This window comes from Bradyrhizobium nivariense (assembly GCF_029846695.2).
Taxonomy (GTDB): domain Bacteria; phylum Pseudomonadota; class Alphaproteobacteria; order Rhizobiales; family Xanthobacteraceae; genus Bradyrhizobium.
The window spans coordinates 109,221-124,819 of record NZ_JARWCR020000015.1 but is presented as its reverse complement, the minus strand read 5'-3'; the positions used below and the strand labels follow the sequence as shown (position 1 = coordinate 124,819).

14 protein-coding genes are annotated in these 15,599 nt (G+C 66.1%); all 14 read left to right on the top strand.

Annotated features, from left to right (window positions below):
- The 14 genes from QCM77_RS15090 to QCM77_RS15025 are packed head-to-tail and all read left to right on the top strand — an operon-like array spanning position 1 to position 15,563.
- The gene (locus QCM77_RS15090; RefSeq protein WP_279684091.1) at positions 1–1,098 is read left to right on the top strand and encodes a branched-chain amino acid ABC transporter permease; all 1,098 of its coding nucleotides are present in this window, start codon (positions 1–3) and stop codon (positions 1,096–1,098) included.
- Positions 1,091–1,873 carry an ABC transporter ATP-binding protein gene (locus QCM77_RS15085; protein ID WP_279659791.1) on the top strand — a complete coding sequence of 261 codons (783 nt, stop codon included), beginning with the start codon at positions 1,091–1,093 and terminating at the stop codon, positions 1,871–1,873. Before QCM77_RS15090 ends, QCM77_RS15085 begins: the two co-directional genes overlap by 8 nt.
- Complete coding sequence (locus QCM77_RS15080; protein ID WP_279684090.1) at positions 1,866–4,079, top strand: ABC transporter permease; 2,214 nt, start codon at positions 1,866–1,868, stop codon at positions 4,077–4,079. The genes QCM77_RS15085 and QCM77_RS15080 overlap by 8 nt, the downstream gene beginning before the upstream one ends.
- Positions 4,080–4,082: 3 nt before the next feature.
- The gene (locus QCM77_RS15075) at positions 4,083–4,916 is read left to right on the top strand and encodes a phosphoenolpyruvate hydrolase family protein (protein ID WP_279684089.1); all 834 of its coding nucleotides are present in this window, start codon (positions 4,083–4,085) and stop codon (positions 4,914–4,916) included.
- Positions 4,917–4,941: 25 nt separating this feature from the next.
- The gene (locus tag QCM77_RS15070; RefSeq protein ID WP_279684088.1) at positions 4,942–7,845 is read left to right on the top strand and encodes a flotillin family protein; all 2,904 of its coding nucleotides are present in this window, start codon (positions 4,942–4,944) and stop codon (positions 7,843–7,845) included.
- 9 nt (positions 7,846–7,854) lie between these two features.
- A complete protein-coding gene (locus tag QCM77_RS15065; protein ID WP_279659795.1) occupies positions 7,855–8,292 on the top strand; it encodes an SRPBCC family protein in 438 nt (145 codons plus the stop codon).
- 5 nt (positions 8,293–8,297) lie between these two features.
- A complete protein-coding gene (locus QCM77_RS15060) occupies positions 8,298–8,747 on the top strand; it encodes an SRPBCC family protein (RefSeq protein WP_279684087.1) in 450 nt (149 codons plus the stop codon).
- Positions 8,744–9,562: an FAD binding domain-containing protein gene (locus QCM77_RS15055; protein ID WP_279659797.1), complete on the top strand. Its 819-nt coding sequence runs from the start codon at positions 8,744–8,746 to the stop codon at positions 9,560–9,562. Before QCM77_RS15060 ends, QCM77_RS15055 begins: the two co-directional genes overlap by 4 nt.
- A gap of 5 nt (positions 9,563–9,567) precedes the next feature.
- Positions 9,568–10,044: a (2Fe-2S)-binding protein gene (locus tag QCM77_RS15050; RefSeq protein ID WP_279659798.1), complete on the top strand. Its 477-nt coding sequence runs from the start codon at positions 9,568–9,570 to the stop codon at positions 10,042–10,044.
- 11 nt (positions 10,045–10,055) lie between these two features.
- Positions 10,056–11,651: a xanthine dehydrogenase family protein molybdopterin-binding subunit gene (locus QCM77_RS15045; RefSeq protein WP_279684086.1), complete on the top strand. Its 1,596-nt coding sequence runs from the start codon at positions 10,056–10,058 to the stop codon at positions 11,649–11,651.
- Between the two features lies 1 nt (position 11,652).
- On the top strand, positions 11,653–12,675 hold the full coding sequence (locus QCM77_RS15040; protein ID WP_279684085.1) for a xanthine dehydrogenase family protein molybdopterin-binding subunit: 1,023 nt from the start codon (positions 11,653–11,655) through the stop codon (positions 12,673–12,675).
- A 7-nt stretch (positions 12,676–12,682) separates the two neighbouring features.
- Positions 12,683–13,564 (top strand): AAA family ATPase, encoded by an 882-nt coding sequence (locus QCM77_RS15035; protein WP_279684084.1) that lies wholly within the window; start codon positions 12,683–12,685, stop codon positions 13,562–13,564.
- Entirely contained in the window at positions 13,561–14,682 is a 1,122-nt protein-coding gene (locus QCM77_RS15030; protein ID WP_279684083.1) for a vWA domain-containing protein, read from the top strand. Before QCM77_RS15035 ends, QCM77_RS15030 begins: the two co-directional genes overlap by 4 nt.
- Entirely contained in the window at positions 14,679–15,563 is an 885-nt protein-coding gene (locus tag QCM77_RS15025) for an amidohydrolase family protein (RefSeq protein WP_279684082.1), read from the top strand. The genes QCM77_RS15030 and QCM77_RS15025 overlap by 4 nt, the downstream gene beginning before the upstream one ends.
- Positions 15,564–15,599: the final 36 nt, after the last annotated feature.

The following is a 15,599-nucleotide window of genomic DNA, read 5'->3' as shown; positions in this document are numbered from 1 at the left end:
ATGTCCCTCGCTCACGACGCCCGCGTCACGGTTCGTCCCACCGCTGCGGTGCAGCGCCCCAAATTGCGCGGATGGCCGGAGATCGACAATCCTGCAATCTGGATCGTCGCGGCCATTCTGCTGATCATGCCGCTGATCGCCAACGGCTTCTTCCTGATCGAAATCTTTGCGACCACGATGATCCTCGGAATCATGGCGCTGAGTCTGATGTTTCTTGCCGGCTATGGCGGCATGGTCAGCCTGATGCAGCTCACCATCGCGGGCTTCTCCGCCTATATGGTCGCGGTGTTCGGCGTCAGCGGCAACGCCAATATCAGCCTGGGCTGGCCGTGGTGGCTTGCAGTCCCGATGGCGCTCGCGCTCGCGACCATCTTCGGCACGCTCGGCGGCGCGCTCGCCGTGCGCACCGCGGGCATCTACACCATCATGATCACGCTCGCGATCGGCGCGGCGTTCTATTATTTCACCAACCAGAACTGGGCGATCTTCAACGGTCATACCGGCATCAACACCGTTGCCACGCCACATTTCTGGGGCGTCAACTGGCGCGCCGACATTCCCTTCTACTATATCGTGCTCGCGGTAGCCGCACTCTGCTACCTCGCAGTCGACTACATCTCCCGCGCGCCGTTCGGCCTGGCGCTGCAAGGTGTACGCGACAATCCCCGCCGCATGGCGGCACTCGGCTTCAACGTCAATGCGCATCGTGTCGCGGCCTACGCCTTCGCGTCCTTCGTCGCGGCGCTGGCCGGGGTGCTCCAGGTCTGGAATTACCGCCAGATCTCGCCGGGATCCGTGAGCGTTGGAGCCTGCATCGATATCCTCATCATCGCAGTCGTCGGCGGCATCACGCGGCCCATCGGTCCCTTTATCGGCGCGCTGATCTTCGTGCTGCTGCGCACCTTCGCACTCGACTTCCTGGTCAAGCTGGGGCTCGATGGCAACCGCTTCCGGCTCCTGATCGGCCTCGGCTTCCTCGCCATCGTGTTCTGGTCCTCGGACGGCGTCATCGGACTCTGGCAGAGCTGGCGGCACCGCCAACGTTCCGCCGCGGCCCGTTCAAGCGGACGTCACAGCCAGGGATCCGGCCATGGATAGCGTCGCGCAACGCCTCTCTGCCGTCGGCGCCGGCGCGGCGCTGGAGCTTCGCGGCGTGACGCGCCTGTTCGGCGCGCTCGCGGCGCTCACCGATGTCACCATGACCGTCCGCCCCGGCGAACGGCGCGCCGTGCTCGGCTCCAACGGCGCCGGCAAGACCACGCTGTTCAACTGCATCACCGGCGACTTCCCGCCCTCTTCCGGCACCATCCGCTTCTTCGGCGAGGACGTCACGCACTTCCCGCCCTACGAGCGCATCCGCCGCGGCCTGCGCCGGACTTACCAGATCTCCGCGCTGTTCCCCGGCCTCACCGTCCAGGACAATGTCTATCTCGCCTGCCGTGGCGTCTCGCGGGGGCGCTTCTCGTTTCTCCGCCCCGGTCAGAACGACGCGCTGATGCACGCGGCCGACAATCTCGTGCAGGCCGTCCATCTCACGGGCGTGAAGGATCAGCACGTTGCCGAGCTCGCGCATGGCCAGCAGCGCCAGCTCGAGATCGCACTGGCGCTTGCCGGCGCGCCGCGCTTCGTCCTGTTCGATGAACCAGCCGCGGGACTGTCGCCGACCGAGCGGGCCGAGCTGATCGAGATATTGACCTCGCTGCCGGCGCATATCGGCTACATCATCATCGAGCACGACATGGACGTGGCCCTGCGCGTCGTCGAGAGCGTCACGATGATGCACAACGGGCGCATCTTCAAGGAGGGCCGTCCGCAGGAGATCGAGTCCGATCCCGAGGTGCAGGAGCTTTACCTCGGAGGCGGCCATGAATGAGGCCCGCCGTTCCGCCGCCGCGCTCGAGGTCCGCGGCCTCGACGTCTACTACGGCCATTCGCATGCGCTGCAGGGCGTGGACCTGACGCTCGATGCCGGCGTGTTCTCGGTCGTCGGCCGCAACGGCATGGGCAAGACCACGCTGTGCAAGGCCATCATGGGGCTGGCCCCGGTCAGCGGCGGCTCGATCCGCGTCCGCGGCGATGACATCACCCGGCGGCCGGCCGCCCACATAGCCCGACTCGGCGTCGGCTACGTCCCGCAGGGACGGCGGCTGTGGCGTTCGCTCAGCGTCGACGAGCATCTGCAGCTTGCCGCCGGCTTGCGCCGCGGCGCCTGGACGGTCGAGCGCATCTACGAGACGTTTCCGCGGTTGGCCGAGCGCAAGGATCACGGCGGCGGCCAGCTCTCCGGCGGCGAGCAACAGATGCTCGCGATCTCCCGCGCGTTGCTCACCAACCCGCGGCTCCTGATCATGGACGAGCCCACCGAGGGGCTTGCGCCTGTTATCGTCGCCCAGGTCGAGGAGATGCTGCTACAGCTTGGTGAGGACGGCGACATGTCCGTACTTGTGATCGAGCAGAATATCGGCGTGGCTACGGCCGTGTCGCGCAACGTCGCGATCATGGTCAACGGTCGCGTCAACCGCATCATCGATTCGGCGCGGCTCGCCGCCGACCGCGAACTGCAGCGGCGCCTGCTCGGTGTCGGATTGCACGCCGAGCTCGAGCTCGACCTCGACGTGCCGGCGGCGGGTGCGGAGGCGAAGCCTGCCCCGCAGCAAACGCGTCCAGGCGGCCCGATCCGCATCTACATGTCTAACCCGACGCCGCCGACGCGCTGGTCGCAGCCGGTGCCGATCGCTCGCATCGAGGCCGCGGCCCGCACGCTCTCGACACAGGTGATGCGTCTCGACGAGACGGCACGGCGCAGGCGCGAACCGGTCGCGGCGCAAACGCAGGGCCCCCCGGTCGTGCTCGTCGTCGGTACGCTCGACACCAAGGGCACGGAGCTCCGCTTCATCCGCGACATCATCGCCGGGACCGGCCTGCGCACGCGGTTGGTCGATGTCTCCACCAGCGGCAGGCACGCGACCAGCGACGTCTCCGCCCAGGAGATCGCCTTGAACCATGGTCGCGGCGGATCGGCGGTGTTCGGACCCGACCGCGGCGCTGCCGTCACCGCGATGGCCGAGGCCTTCGTCAGCTGGCTGCGGCGCCAGAGCAATGTTGCCGGCGTGATTTCGGCGGGCGGCTCGGGCGCAGCATCACTGGTCGCGCCGGGGATGCGGACCCTTCCTGTCGGGGTGCCGAAGCTGATCATCTCGTCCGTCGCCTCCGGCGACGTCGGGCCCTATGTCGGCCCCGCGGACATCACCATGATGCATTCGGTCGCCGACGTGCAGGGCCTCAACTCGATCTCGCGCGCCGTGCTCGCCAATGGCGCCCATGCGCTAGCCGGCATGGTCAAGGCGCGCCTCGATCAGCATGCACGGAAGGATGGCGGCGACAGCGGATTACCGTCGGTCGGCATCACCATGTTCGGTGTCACCACGCCCGCGGTGCAGAAGATCGCGGCCGACTTGCGCGAGGATTTCGAGTGCCTCGTCTTCCACGCCACCGGCGTTGGCGGCCGCTCGATGGAGAAACTCGTCGATTCCGGACAGCTCGCAGGCATCATCGACATCACGACTACGGAGGTCGGCGATCTCCTGATGGGCGGCGTGTTCCCGGCCACCGACGACCGCTTTGGCGCCATCATCCGCAGCCGGGTGCCTTATGTCGGCTCGGTGGGCGCGCTGGACATGGTGAATTTCGGCGCCCCCGAGACCATCCCGGAGCGCTACCGCGGCAGGAAATTCCACGTCCACAACCCGCAGGTCACCCTGATGCGGACCACGGCGGAGGAGAACGAGCGCATGGGGCACTGGGTCGCAGATCGGCTCAACCGGATGGACGGCCCGGTGCGCTTCTTCCTGCCCGAGGGCGGCGTGTCCGCGCTCGACGCGCGAGCACAGCCATTCTGGGATCCGGACGCCGATGCGGCGCTGTTCCGCACGCTGGAGCGGAACGTGCGGCAGACTGCCAACCGTCAGCTCATCCGCGTCCCCAAGAACATCAACGATCCCGAGTTCGCCTCCACCATTGTCAGCGCGTTCCGAACATTGTTCGGCCGCGCCGGGGCGCGCCGGAGACTAGCGAGGTGACCGATGGCCCGGTTTGAACGCGCTGCACTGTTGAAACGGTTCCGCGACATGGCAAGGCGCGGCGAGCCCATCGTCGGCGGCGGCGCCGGCACCGGCCTGTCGGCCAAGTGCGAGGAGGCTGGCGGGCTCGACCTCATCGTCATCTACAATTCCGGTCGCTACCGCATGGCCGGCCGCGGCTCGCTCGCGGGATTGATGGCCTACGGTGACGCCAACGCCATCGTGCTGGAGATGGCCAGCGAAGTGCTGCCCGTTGTGACCAGGACGCCAGTGCTCGCCGGCGTCAATGGTACGGATCCATTCCGCGACATGGATCTTTTCCTGGACCAGTTGAAGGCGCTCGGCTTCGCCGGCGTGCAGAACTTTCCGACCGTCGGACTTATCGACGGTGTGTTCCGCGCCAATCTCGAAGAGACCGGCATGTCCTATGCGCTGGAGATCGACATGATCGCAAAGGCGCGCGAGAAGGACCTGCTGACGACGCCCTACGTCTTCAGCGAGAAGGAAGCCGCCGCGATGGCGATCGCGGGCGCGGATATCATCGTCTGTCATCTAGGCCTGACGACCGGGGGCACCATCGGCGCGCAGACCGCGCTCAAGCTGAAGGATTGCCCGGCGCACATCGACACCTGGGCCTCCGCCGCGCTCAGCGTCAATCCGGACATTCTGGTGCTCGCCCATGGCGGCCCGATCGCCGATCCGGACGACGCCGATTTCATCATGAGGAACACGCACAACTGCCACGGCTTCTACGGCGCCTCCTCGATGGAACGGCTGCCGGTCGAGCGGGCGCTGACGGATCAGGTGCGCAAATTCAAGGCGATCGGCGCGCGATAGCGCCGAAAGGTCGAGGGAGGGAAACATGTCAGGGACTCTGGTCGGTGAATTGATCCTCTGGCTCATCGTCGCCGTCGTGGTGATCGTGGTCGGCGTCTACATCGTGAACTGGCTCTATCACCGCTCGTCCAAGGAGACCTCATTCGTTCGGACCGGCCTGCTCGGCGAGCGCGTTGTGATCAACGGCGGCGCCTTCGTGCTGCCGTTCATCCACGACTACACGCCGGTCAACATGAACGTGCAGCCGATGGGCATCGTGCGCTCGCGGCAGGACGCCGTGATCACCCGAGACCGCATGCGCGTCGACATCGAGGCCGATTTCTATGTCCGGGTCCAGGCGACCCGCGAAGCCGTGTCTATCGCGGCCGCCACGCTCGGCCGCCGCACCATGGAGCCCGAACAGCTCCACGCCCTCCTCGCCGGCAAATTCATCTCAGCCATTCGTTCGGTTGCCTCGGAGATGACCCTAGAGCAGATGCACGAGCAACGCGGTGAGTACGTCGCCCGCCTCAAGGCGAACGCGGCAGAGGCTCTCGCCCAGAACGGACTGGAGCTGGAATCAGTCGCCATCACCGATCTCGACCAGACCGATCTCGAATTCTTCAATCCCTCGAACCGCTTCGACGCCGAAGGTCTAACCCGCCTGATGGAGGACATCGAGGCCAAGCGCAAGCTGCGCAACGACATCGAGCAGGATTCGATGATCAAGATCCGCTCCCGCAACCTGGAGGCCGAACGGCAGGCCCTCGAGATCGAGCGCGAGAGCGAGACGGCCCGCCTCGAACAGGAGCGTGACATCGAGATGCGCCGCGCCCTGCAACGCACCGAGGTCGCGCGTGAGCGGGCGCTGCGCGAGACCGAATCCGAGCAGGCGCAGATTTCCGCCCGTGAAACCATCGAGAAGGCGCGCATCGCCAACGACCAGGCGATCGCCGAAGCCCGCATCGCCTCGGAGCGTGAGACCCGCCAGCGGGAGATCGAGCGCACCCGCACCATCGAGGAGAAGGAGCTGCTCGCACGGGAGGAAATCGAGAAGACCCGGATCGCCAACCAGCGCTCGATCGATACCAGCCGCATCGCCTCTGAGCGCGAGGTGCGCCAGCGCGAAATCGAGCGGATGCGGACCATCGAGGAAGCCGAGATCGCCGCCCGCGAGGCGATCGAGAAAGCGCGTATCCAGCAGGATCGCGTGGTGACCGACGCCCGCATCGCCAACGAAGAGGAGACCCGGCGCCGCGAGATCGAGCGGACCCGCGCCGTAGACGAAGCCGAGATCGCCGCCCGCGAGGCGACCGAAAAGGCCCGCATCGCCCAGACCATGATTGTCAATGTCGAGCGCATCGCATCTGATGAGCGCACCCGCGCGCTGGAGATCCAGCAGGTGCGTAACATCCAGGAAGCCGAGATCGAGGCGCAGCGCGCGGTCGAGACGGCGCGCATCGCCCGCGAGCACAGGCTCGCCGCCGAGCGCATCGCGGCCGAGCAGAATACCCGGCAGTTGGAGATCGGACGCAACCAGACGCTGGAAGTCGCAGAGGTCACGGCGCGCGAAGCCACGGAAGCCGCCCGCATCGCCCAGGAAGAACGCGTTCGCTCCCTGGAAATCGCCCGCAACCGCGCCGTCGAGGAAGCCGACATTGCCTCACGCGAAGCCATCGAGGCCGCGCGGATCGCGCAGGAGAAGTCCGTTGCAGCCGAGCGTATCCAGGCCGAGCGTGACACGCGCGCACTCGAGATCGAGCGCACAGCCGTGCTCGAGGCCGCCGAGTTGAAGCGGCGCGACGCCATCGAGCGCCAGCGCATCGGCGTCGATCTCGCGCTCGAAGCCGAGCGGATCACGTCCTCCAGGAAGCGCGAGGTACTCAATATCGAGCACAAGAAGGCGATCGAGATCGCGGATGAGGACCGCGTCATTGCGCTCTCGACCAAGAGGTCCGAGCGCATCGACGCCGACCGCCAGGTCAGGCAGGCCGAGATCGTCGCGCGCAAGGAGATCGAGACCACGGACGTCTCGCGCGAGCAAGCGCTGGAGGCGGCTCGGATCGAACGCCGCCGTTCGATCGAACAACTCGAAGTCGCCCGCGTCCAGTCGCTCCAGGAAGCCGAGATTGCCGCGCGCGAAGAGGTCGAGCGCTCTCGCATTGCCTCCGATCGCGGCCTGGACGAGGCCCGTATCGGCCGCGAACGCGAACTGCGCAAGCTTGAAATCAATCGCGAGAGGGAGGTCGAGACCGTTCTGATGGAGAAAGCGATTGCCATTCACCTGAAGTCGTTGGAGGAATCCGCGGCCAAAGCCTCGGCCGAGGAAGCGCGGGTGCATGCCACCGAAGCCACCGAGCGCGTCATCACCGCGCGCGAGAGCGAGATCGCGAAGCGCCGGAAGACCGTGGAGATCCTGATCGCCGAGAAGCAGGCCGAGGAAACGCGAATTGCCGCGGAAGCCGAGCGGATCCGCGCCGCGGTCGAGGCCGAGGCGCAGCGCATGCTCAACGAGGCCGAGAACGTGCTGACCGACCAGGCGCGCTACTCGCTGTTCCGTAGAAAGCTCCTCGACCGCATCGAGGGCATCGTGCGCGAGAGCGTCAAGCCGATGGAGAAGATCGAGGGCATCCGCATCCTCCAGGTCGACGGCCTCAACGGCAACGGCCATGGCGGCAACGGCGGCCGCAGCGCCACCGACGAGGTGATCGACTCGGCGCTGCGTTACCGCGTCCAGGCGCCGCTGATCGATTCGCTTCTGGCGGACATCGGCGTCGAAGGCGGCAGCCTCGCCAAGATGCCAGGCCTGATCCGGGAAGCTCGCGACATGCAGGGCATCAAGGACTCCGCGCGCAAGGGCGGCGGCGGTGGCGAGAAGCCGGCCGCTGCGCCCTCGCCTTCAGCCGACGGCGAGCCGCCCGCCGAGCGCAGCCCCCGGAAGAAGGGCTGAGGTCGCACCATGGCCCGCGTCTACGTCTCAACCGTCGTCAACGCGCGCAACGACCGCGTCTGGGCGCGGGTGCGCGATTTCAACGGTCTGCCGAACTGGCATCCCGCGATTGCGGAAAGCCGCATCGAGGGCGGCGAACCCTCCGACAAGATCGGCTGCGTCAGGGATTTTCGTCTGCGCAACGGCGATCGTATCCGGGAAAAGCTGCTCGGCCTGTCCGATTACGACATGTTCTGCACCTACTCGATCCTCGAATCCCCGATGGGGGTCGAGAACTACGTCGCGACGCTGCGGCTGACGCCGGTCACGGATGGCGACCAGACCTTCATGGAGTGGACCGCCGAGTTCGACTGCGCCCCCGAACGCGAGACGGAGCTGGTCGGCAATATCGGCGGCGGCGTGTTCCAGGGCGGCTTCGACGCCCTCAAGCGCCAGTTCGGAGGGTGAGCGCCGTGCCGCATGTCGTCAAGAGCACGATCCTGGATGCGCCGACCGGCTCCGTATGGGCCGTGCTGCGCGATTTCAACGGGCATGATCGCTGGCATCCGGCGGTCGCGGCCTCCACGATCGAGCGCGCGCAGCCCTCAGACAAGATCGGCTGTGTCAGGCGCTTCAAGCTGCAGGACGGCTCGGAGCTGCGCGAGCAATTGCTGACGCTGTCGGATCTGGAGCAGACCTTCAGCTATTGCCTGCTCGATACGCCGGTTCCGATGTTCAACTACGTAGCCCACGTCCGTCTGCTGCCCGTGACCGACGGCGACCGTACCTTCTGGCACTGGGAATCCCGCTTCTCGACGCGGCCGGAGGACAAGGACCGCATCACCCACATGGTCTCGGAAGACATCTACCAAGCGGGATTCGAAGCGATCCGTCGGCATCTCAAGGAGGCCGTGTCAACATGACTGTGACGGTGAAGACCTTCACGAGCTCGAGCGAGGCCGCTGCCGCGCTGTCGTCCGATCGCAACGCGCGCTATCTCGGCGGCGGCACGCTCGTGATGCGCGCACTGAACGAAGGCGACATCTCGATCTCGACCGTCGTGCGCGCCAATGACCATGCCTTGACGCGCATCGACCCATCCGGCCCGCGGATCACACTGGGTGCTGGCGTGACTTTCGCCAGGATTCTAGGCGAGCGCGACCTCGCTTTCCTGCACGCTCCTGCCCGCTCGATTGGTGGCCCGGCGGTGCGCAACATGGGTACGGTGGGTGGCAATCTGTTCGCACCCAATCCCTATGGCGATTTCACTGTCGCCCTGCTTGCGCTCGACGCCACGGTGGCCCTGCAAGGCGGCTTTGGATCGCGCGACATTCCAATTGAGGAGTTCTTGCAGTCGCGCGAGAGGCAGGCGGGCACGCTCGTGATGTCGGTGTCGTGCACGCGACCGACAAGCGCGGAGGCTTTCCGCTACCGCAAGATCGCACGGATCAAGCCCAAGGGCGGCTCGGTCATCACGCTCGCCGCACACCTGCCTATCAGTGGCGGACGGATCGCCGGGGCGCGAATTGCGTTGGGATCGATGGCGCCGACGCAAATTCGTGCGCGGGCGGCCGAACGCGCTTTGGAAGGCCGCTCGCTCGATGCCGCGACCGTTGCGGCCGCAGCCTCTGCAGCCGCGGAAGGAACATCGCCGTCCGACAACGCGCTCGGCAGCGCCTGGTACCGCCGCGAGATCGTCGGGGTACATCTGCGTCGTCTTCTCTTGGGTCAGGAATAGATCGTATGGCCAAGACTGCCCTGCAATTTCGTCACAACGGCAGCGATGTCGCCATTTTCGTTGATGGCGGCACCAACCTGCTCGTTGCGCTTCGCGAATTGATCGGCGACATGACGCCGAAGTTCGGCTGCGGACAGGGGGGCTGCGGCACGTGTAGTGTCCTGATCGACGGCGAGCTCCATCTCTCCTGTCTGACGCTGGCCGAGACCGTCGCCGGCCGTTCCGTCGAGACGCTGGATAGCCTGAAGCAGGGACCCAACCTGCATCCGCTGCAACGCGCTTTCGCCGAGAATTTTGCCGCCCAGTGCGGCTATTGCACGCCGGGCATGCTGATGGCTGCCAAGGCACTGCTCGACCGCAATCCCTCCCCGAGCCGCGCCGAAGTCGTCGAGGCGATCTCCGGCAACATCTGCCGCTGCACCGGCTACGAGCCGATCATCAACGCAATCCTCGCCGCCTCCGGCGGCCGGGCCAGCGCCTGAAGGACCAGATCATGCTGGAACTACGCAAAGACATTTTCGCCGACGAGCGCGACGACAATCTCAAGGAGATCGGCAAGGGCACACAGCGCCAGGACATGCTCGGCCATGTCACGGGCACATCGAGCTATTTCAACGACCACAAGCTCCAGGGCATGCTGCACCTGAAAGTCGTCCGCTCGACCCATTCGCATGCAAGGATCCGGCGGATCGACACCGCGGACGCCGAGCGCTCAGCCGGCGTGCGCCGGATCATCCGCGGCTCCGACGTGCCCCGCAACCTTAATACGCTTTTGAGCCTGATCAATTTCGGTAAGGACGACGAGCCGTCGCTGGCCGTCGACAAGGTCCGCTACAAGGGTGAACCGATCCTGGCCATCGTCGCCGACAGCGAGCGCGAGGCCTTCGAGGCGATCGCGAAGGTGCGGATCGACTATGAACCGCTGCCAGCCGTGTTCGACGTTGAAGATGCGCTGAAGGCCGGCGCACCAGTCGTCAACGATACTTATCCGAAGAATGCCTTCATTTATCACGACGTCTATGACCACCAGAAGCTCCGCTTCGGCGACGCCGATGCCGCACTCGCGACCGCCGATCACGTGCTCGAACAGCGCTACCAGATGTCGCCTATCGAGCACGCGCCGACCGAAACCAACGGATCGATCGCGGCGCCCGACACCAACGGGCGCTATGTCGTCTATACGTCGACGCAGGCACTGTTCTTCTCGGTCGACACCTGCGCCAAGATCCTCGACGTCCCCTCCAACACTTTCCACTTCATCGGCGGCACCGTCGGCGGGGGCTTTGGCGGCAAGGTCGATACGCTGACCGAACCTTTATGCATCCTCGGTGCGATGCTGACGGGACGTCCCGTGCGCTACGTGTTCGGACGCGAAGAAGAGATGCAATACGGCCCGCCGCGTGGCGCCGAGCGCATCTACATCAAGGATGGCGTGATGCGCGACGGCCGAGTCGTCGCGCGAAAGGTCCGCGCCTATTTCGACAGCGGCGCATATACGCGGCTCTCGAGCTATGCCGCGGTGAAATGCGCAGCCCACCTGCCAGGGCCCTACACCATCCCGAACGTCTATGGTGACGTCTACTGCGTCTTCACCAACCGCACGCCGGCGACCGCGATGCGCGGCTTCGGCGTCACCGCAATGGATTTTGCGATCGAGTGCCAGATGGACAAGCTCGCGAACCTCGTCGGCATGGATCCGATGGAGTTCCGCATCCTCAATGCCTATCGCGACGGCGACATGAAGGCGCACCGGCGCGAGGCCAAGAACACGGCGCTGATCGAGTGCGTCCAGATCGCCGCCGAGAAAGCCAAATGGCCGATCCGCGACGAGTTCAAGCGCGCCTCCTCCCGCAAGGACGGTGGCGGCAGCCGTGCCGCTATCCCACGGACGCCTGCCGACGCCTACGCAGCGACAACCGCGCCCGCACAGCAGCGCACGACCTATGATCGCCTACCGACGGCCGCGTTGCACGAACCACCGCGCGAGCCCCCACCACCCGCGCCGCCCTCGCCGCCGTCACCGCGACCGGCGTCGCCCTCGCATGGGGCGGGTCGATTCTCATCCGTGTTCGGCACCAGGAGGCGTTGAGATGACCCGACATCGCGGACGCGGCATCGCGTCGGTCAATTATCCCATCGGCATGAACCTCGGCGGCGATCCCAGCCAGGCCCTGGTTCATTCCAATCCAAGCGGTAAATTCACCGTGGCGCTATCTTCGATTGATCTCGGCCAGGGCATGAAGTCGGTAACGCGGCAGATCTGCGCAGAGACGCTCGGCGTGCCCGTCGAGGACGTCTATGTCGACACCGCCGATTCCGACACCGGCCCGCATTGCATGGGCTCGTTCGCCTCGCGCGGCACCCATCGCGTCGGCAATGCCGTGATGGCGGCGGCGCGCGAGGCGCGCGGCGTGATGATGGAGGCCGCAGCCGAGGAGCTCGAGGTCAATGCCGCCGATCTCGAAACCGACGGGCGTGGCAACATCCACGTCAAGGGCGCGCCGCACCGCTCGATTTCCACAAAGGACGTCGCCATCGCCGCGCAGTTCAAACAGGGCAAGACCATCTCGGGCCGTGGCATCTTCCTGGTGCCGCTGTCGAACGTCGACCCCGAGACCGGCGAGATGTCGCCGGCGACCTGCTACGCCCATGCCTGTCTTGTCGCCGAGGTCGAGGTCGACGACGAGACCGGCGAGGTCACGATGATCCGCATGGACTCTGCCTATGAGCTCGGCCGCGCGCTCAATCCGCGCCTGGTTGAGCAACAGCTCGTCGGCGGCGCCTGGATGGGCGTCAGCCACGCGCTCTACGAGACGCCCGAACCCTATTATCCCGACCCCATCCACTGCCCTCGCGACTTCGTCGAATATGTCATGCCTGGTCCTGGCGACATCTGTCCGCACGACATCGCCGTGTTGGAACGCCCCGCTCCCGATGGCCCCTTCGGCGCCAAGGGCCCCGGCGAAATGTGCGCGAATCCCGTATTGCCGGCCGTTGCGAACGCCATCTTCAACGCCGTAGGCGTCCGCATCGACGATTTGCCGATTACGCCGGAGAAGGTGCTGCGCGCGATCAAGGCCGAGGGCGGCGCGCGCCCTCAGGCACGGCGCTGAGGTCTCGATGGCCGTCCGCAGCAACATCGTCGGCATCGACAGTCCCGAGGCACTGGAGAAGGCGCTTCGGGCGGCCTATTACCTCGCCGACGAGGGGCTGGCGACCGCGGCCTATCTCGGCCTGGCACTCGGCAAGCCATTGCTGGTCGAAGGTGCGCCGGGCGTCGGCAAGACCGAGGCCGCCAAAGCCATTGCCGCTGTACTCGGCCGCCGCCTGATCCGCCTGCAATGCTACGAAGGCATCGACGCGTCCGCCGCGCTCTACGAATGGAACTATCCGCGCCAGATGCTCGCAATCCGCCAGGCCGGCGATGAGAGCATCGATATCTACGGCGAAGCATTTCTGATCGAGCGACCGATGCTGGCGACGCTGCGCGCGCCTGACTCAACTGTGCTGCTGATCGACGAAATCGATCGCGCCGACCAGGAGTTCGAAGCCTTCCTGCTCGAGTTTCTGTCCGACTTCCAGATCTCGATCCCAGAGCGCGGTACGGTGCGCGCCTCGGAGCGCCCGGTCGTGGTACTGACCTCAAACCGCACGCGGGATCTTCATGAAGCCTTGCGGAGGCGGTGCGTCTATCACTGGATCGACTATCCCTCCGCCGAGCGCGAAGCACGCATCGTGATGATGCGCGCCTCCAGCGTTGCCGAGGGGACCGCGCGGGCCGTCGTCGCGGCCGTCGAGAAGCTGCGACGCGAGCCGCTAAGCAAGGCGCCCGGGATTGCCGAGGCCGTCGACTGGGCTGAGGCCGCCACGCTGCTGCACAAGGGCGGCGCACGCTGGCCCGATGCCTTCAGGCGCTCGATCGGCGTTGCGCTGAAAGACGAGGAGGATCTGCACTTCATTTCGCCGCGCCTCGACGCCCTGCTGGCGCAGGCCTCTGCATGAGCGCCGAATCCGAACTGCCGCGCGCTGCGCGTGTCTTCATCTCCTTCGTGGGGCTGTTGCGAACGAACAGGTTTGCCGCCGCGCCGGAACAGACGACCTCGTTCCTGGCCGCGATCCAGTTGCTCGGCCCCCGCAGCCTGGAAGACATTCGGCAGGCAGCCCTCGCAACCCTGGCGCCTCCGCCGGAGTGTCGTGCAACGTTCGGCCGGCTGTTCGATCTGCACTTTCGCGGAAACGAGGCAATCGAGCGTGTCGATGAGGGGGAGGACGACGAGACTGTTCGGCTGCAAGAGGAGGCCCGCGGAGACGACGAGCCGCTGTTGTCGGACGAGGCCAACGAGTCCGGTCTCGCGGCTGCGCGCGCGGAAGCCCTGGTCGAGCGCCGCTTTGCGCAGCTCTCAACCGCCGATGCGCTGCGCCGGCTGTTCCGTGAGGCGCCCAGGCGGCTGCCGAAGCGGCGCGGCCATCGCCGCATGCGGGCCCGCCGCGGGCCCTACGCCGATTTGCGCCGCACCCTGCGCGACTCCGTTCGCAGCGACGGCGAAGTCCTTCGGCTGGGACGTTTGAAGCGGCGGCAGCGCCCACGCAAGGTGTTGCTCCTGATTGACGTCTCCGGCTCGATGAAGACCCGCACCGAAGAGAATATGAAGCTCGCGCACACGCTGGTGCAGGCGGCGCCCAACGTCGAGGTCTTTACCTTCGGCACGCGGCTGACCCGCATCACCCGCCCGTTGCGTCTCAGGCGGCGCGAGCAGGCGCTCAACGCCGCGGCCTATCTGGTCAGCGACTGGGACGGCGGCACCCGAATCGGCGATGCGCTTCAGGCCTTTCTCGCCGTGCCCCGCTTCGGCGGATACGCGCGGGGCGCCGCCGTGATCATCGTTTCCGACGGCCTGGAGCGCGGCGAACCCGATGCGCTGCGCGATGCGGTAGCGAAACTATCGCGCCGTGCGTGGCGCGTGAGCTGGCTGACGCCGCTCGCGGCTGGTCCCGGCTTTCGCCCGCAGACCGAAGCGCTGGTCGCGATCGAACGCTTTGTCGACGACCTCGTCGATGGTGGATCGAGCGCGTCGATCATCGCGCATGTGCTGGCGCTGGGACAAAGGAGAGTTGCGTGACCGACATCGTCGATGGGCACCATCATATCTGGCGCCAGGCCGACCTGCCCTGGCTGGTCGGTCCGATGCAGCCGCGCATCTTCGGTCCGTACGAGCCGATCCGGCGCGATTACCCGATCGAGGAATATCTCGGCGACCTCAAAAGCAGCGGCGTCACCCGCTCGGTCTATGTCCAGACCAACTGGGCCAATGACCGCTTCGGGGACGAGGCCGCTTGGGTGCAGCAGACCGCCGAGGAGCACGGCTGGCCGCATGCCATCGTGGCTTACGCCGATTTTTCAGTGGACGACGTGCGTCCGCAACTCGACCGCCTGAAGCGCTATTCCCTCGTACGCGGCGTCCGCATGCAACTGCATTGGCACGAGAACCCGCTTTATCGCTTTGCCGCGCGGCCGGATCTCTGCACCGATCCCGTGATCCGGCGCAACATCGGCCGCCTTGCGGACTACGGCTGGAGTTTTGACCTCCAGGTGTTCACGCCGCAGATGCCGGACGCCGCCCGCCTCGTGGAAGCCTGCCCCAAGGTGACCTTTATCCTCCAGCACGCCGGCATGCTGGAGGACCTTTCACCCTCAGCCCGCGCGGCGTGGCGCGCCGGAAAGGCCCGTCTCGCCGCCTGCCCGAACGTCGTGTCAAAACTGTCGGGGCTCGGAACCTTCATCCACCGCAACGACCCCGCGCATATCGCATCGGTCCTGACCGACACGATCGCGATTTTCGGCGCCGAACGCTGCCTGTTCGGTTCGAATTTTCCAATCGAGAAGTTGTGGACCAGCTACCGCGAGCTGATCGATGCGTTCCGTGCCGCCGCCGCGCCGCTGCGCGATGACCAGCGCGAAGCCATTTTCAGGACCACTGCCATGCGCGTGTATCGGCTCTGAGCGCAGCGGAAACGAACGAGAACGGACACAGGGAGG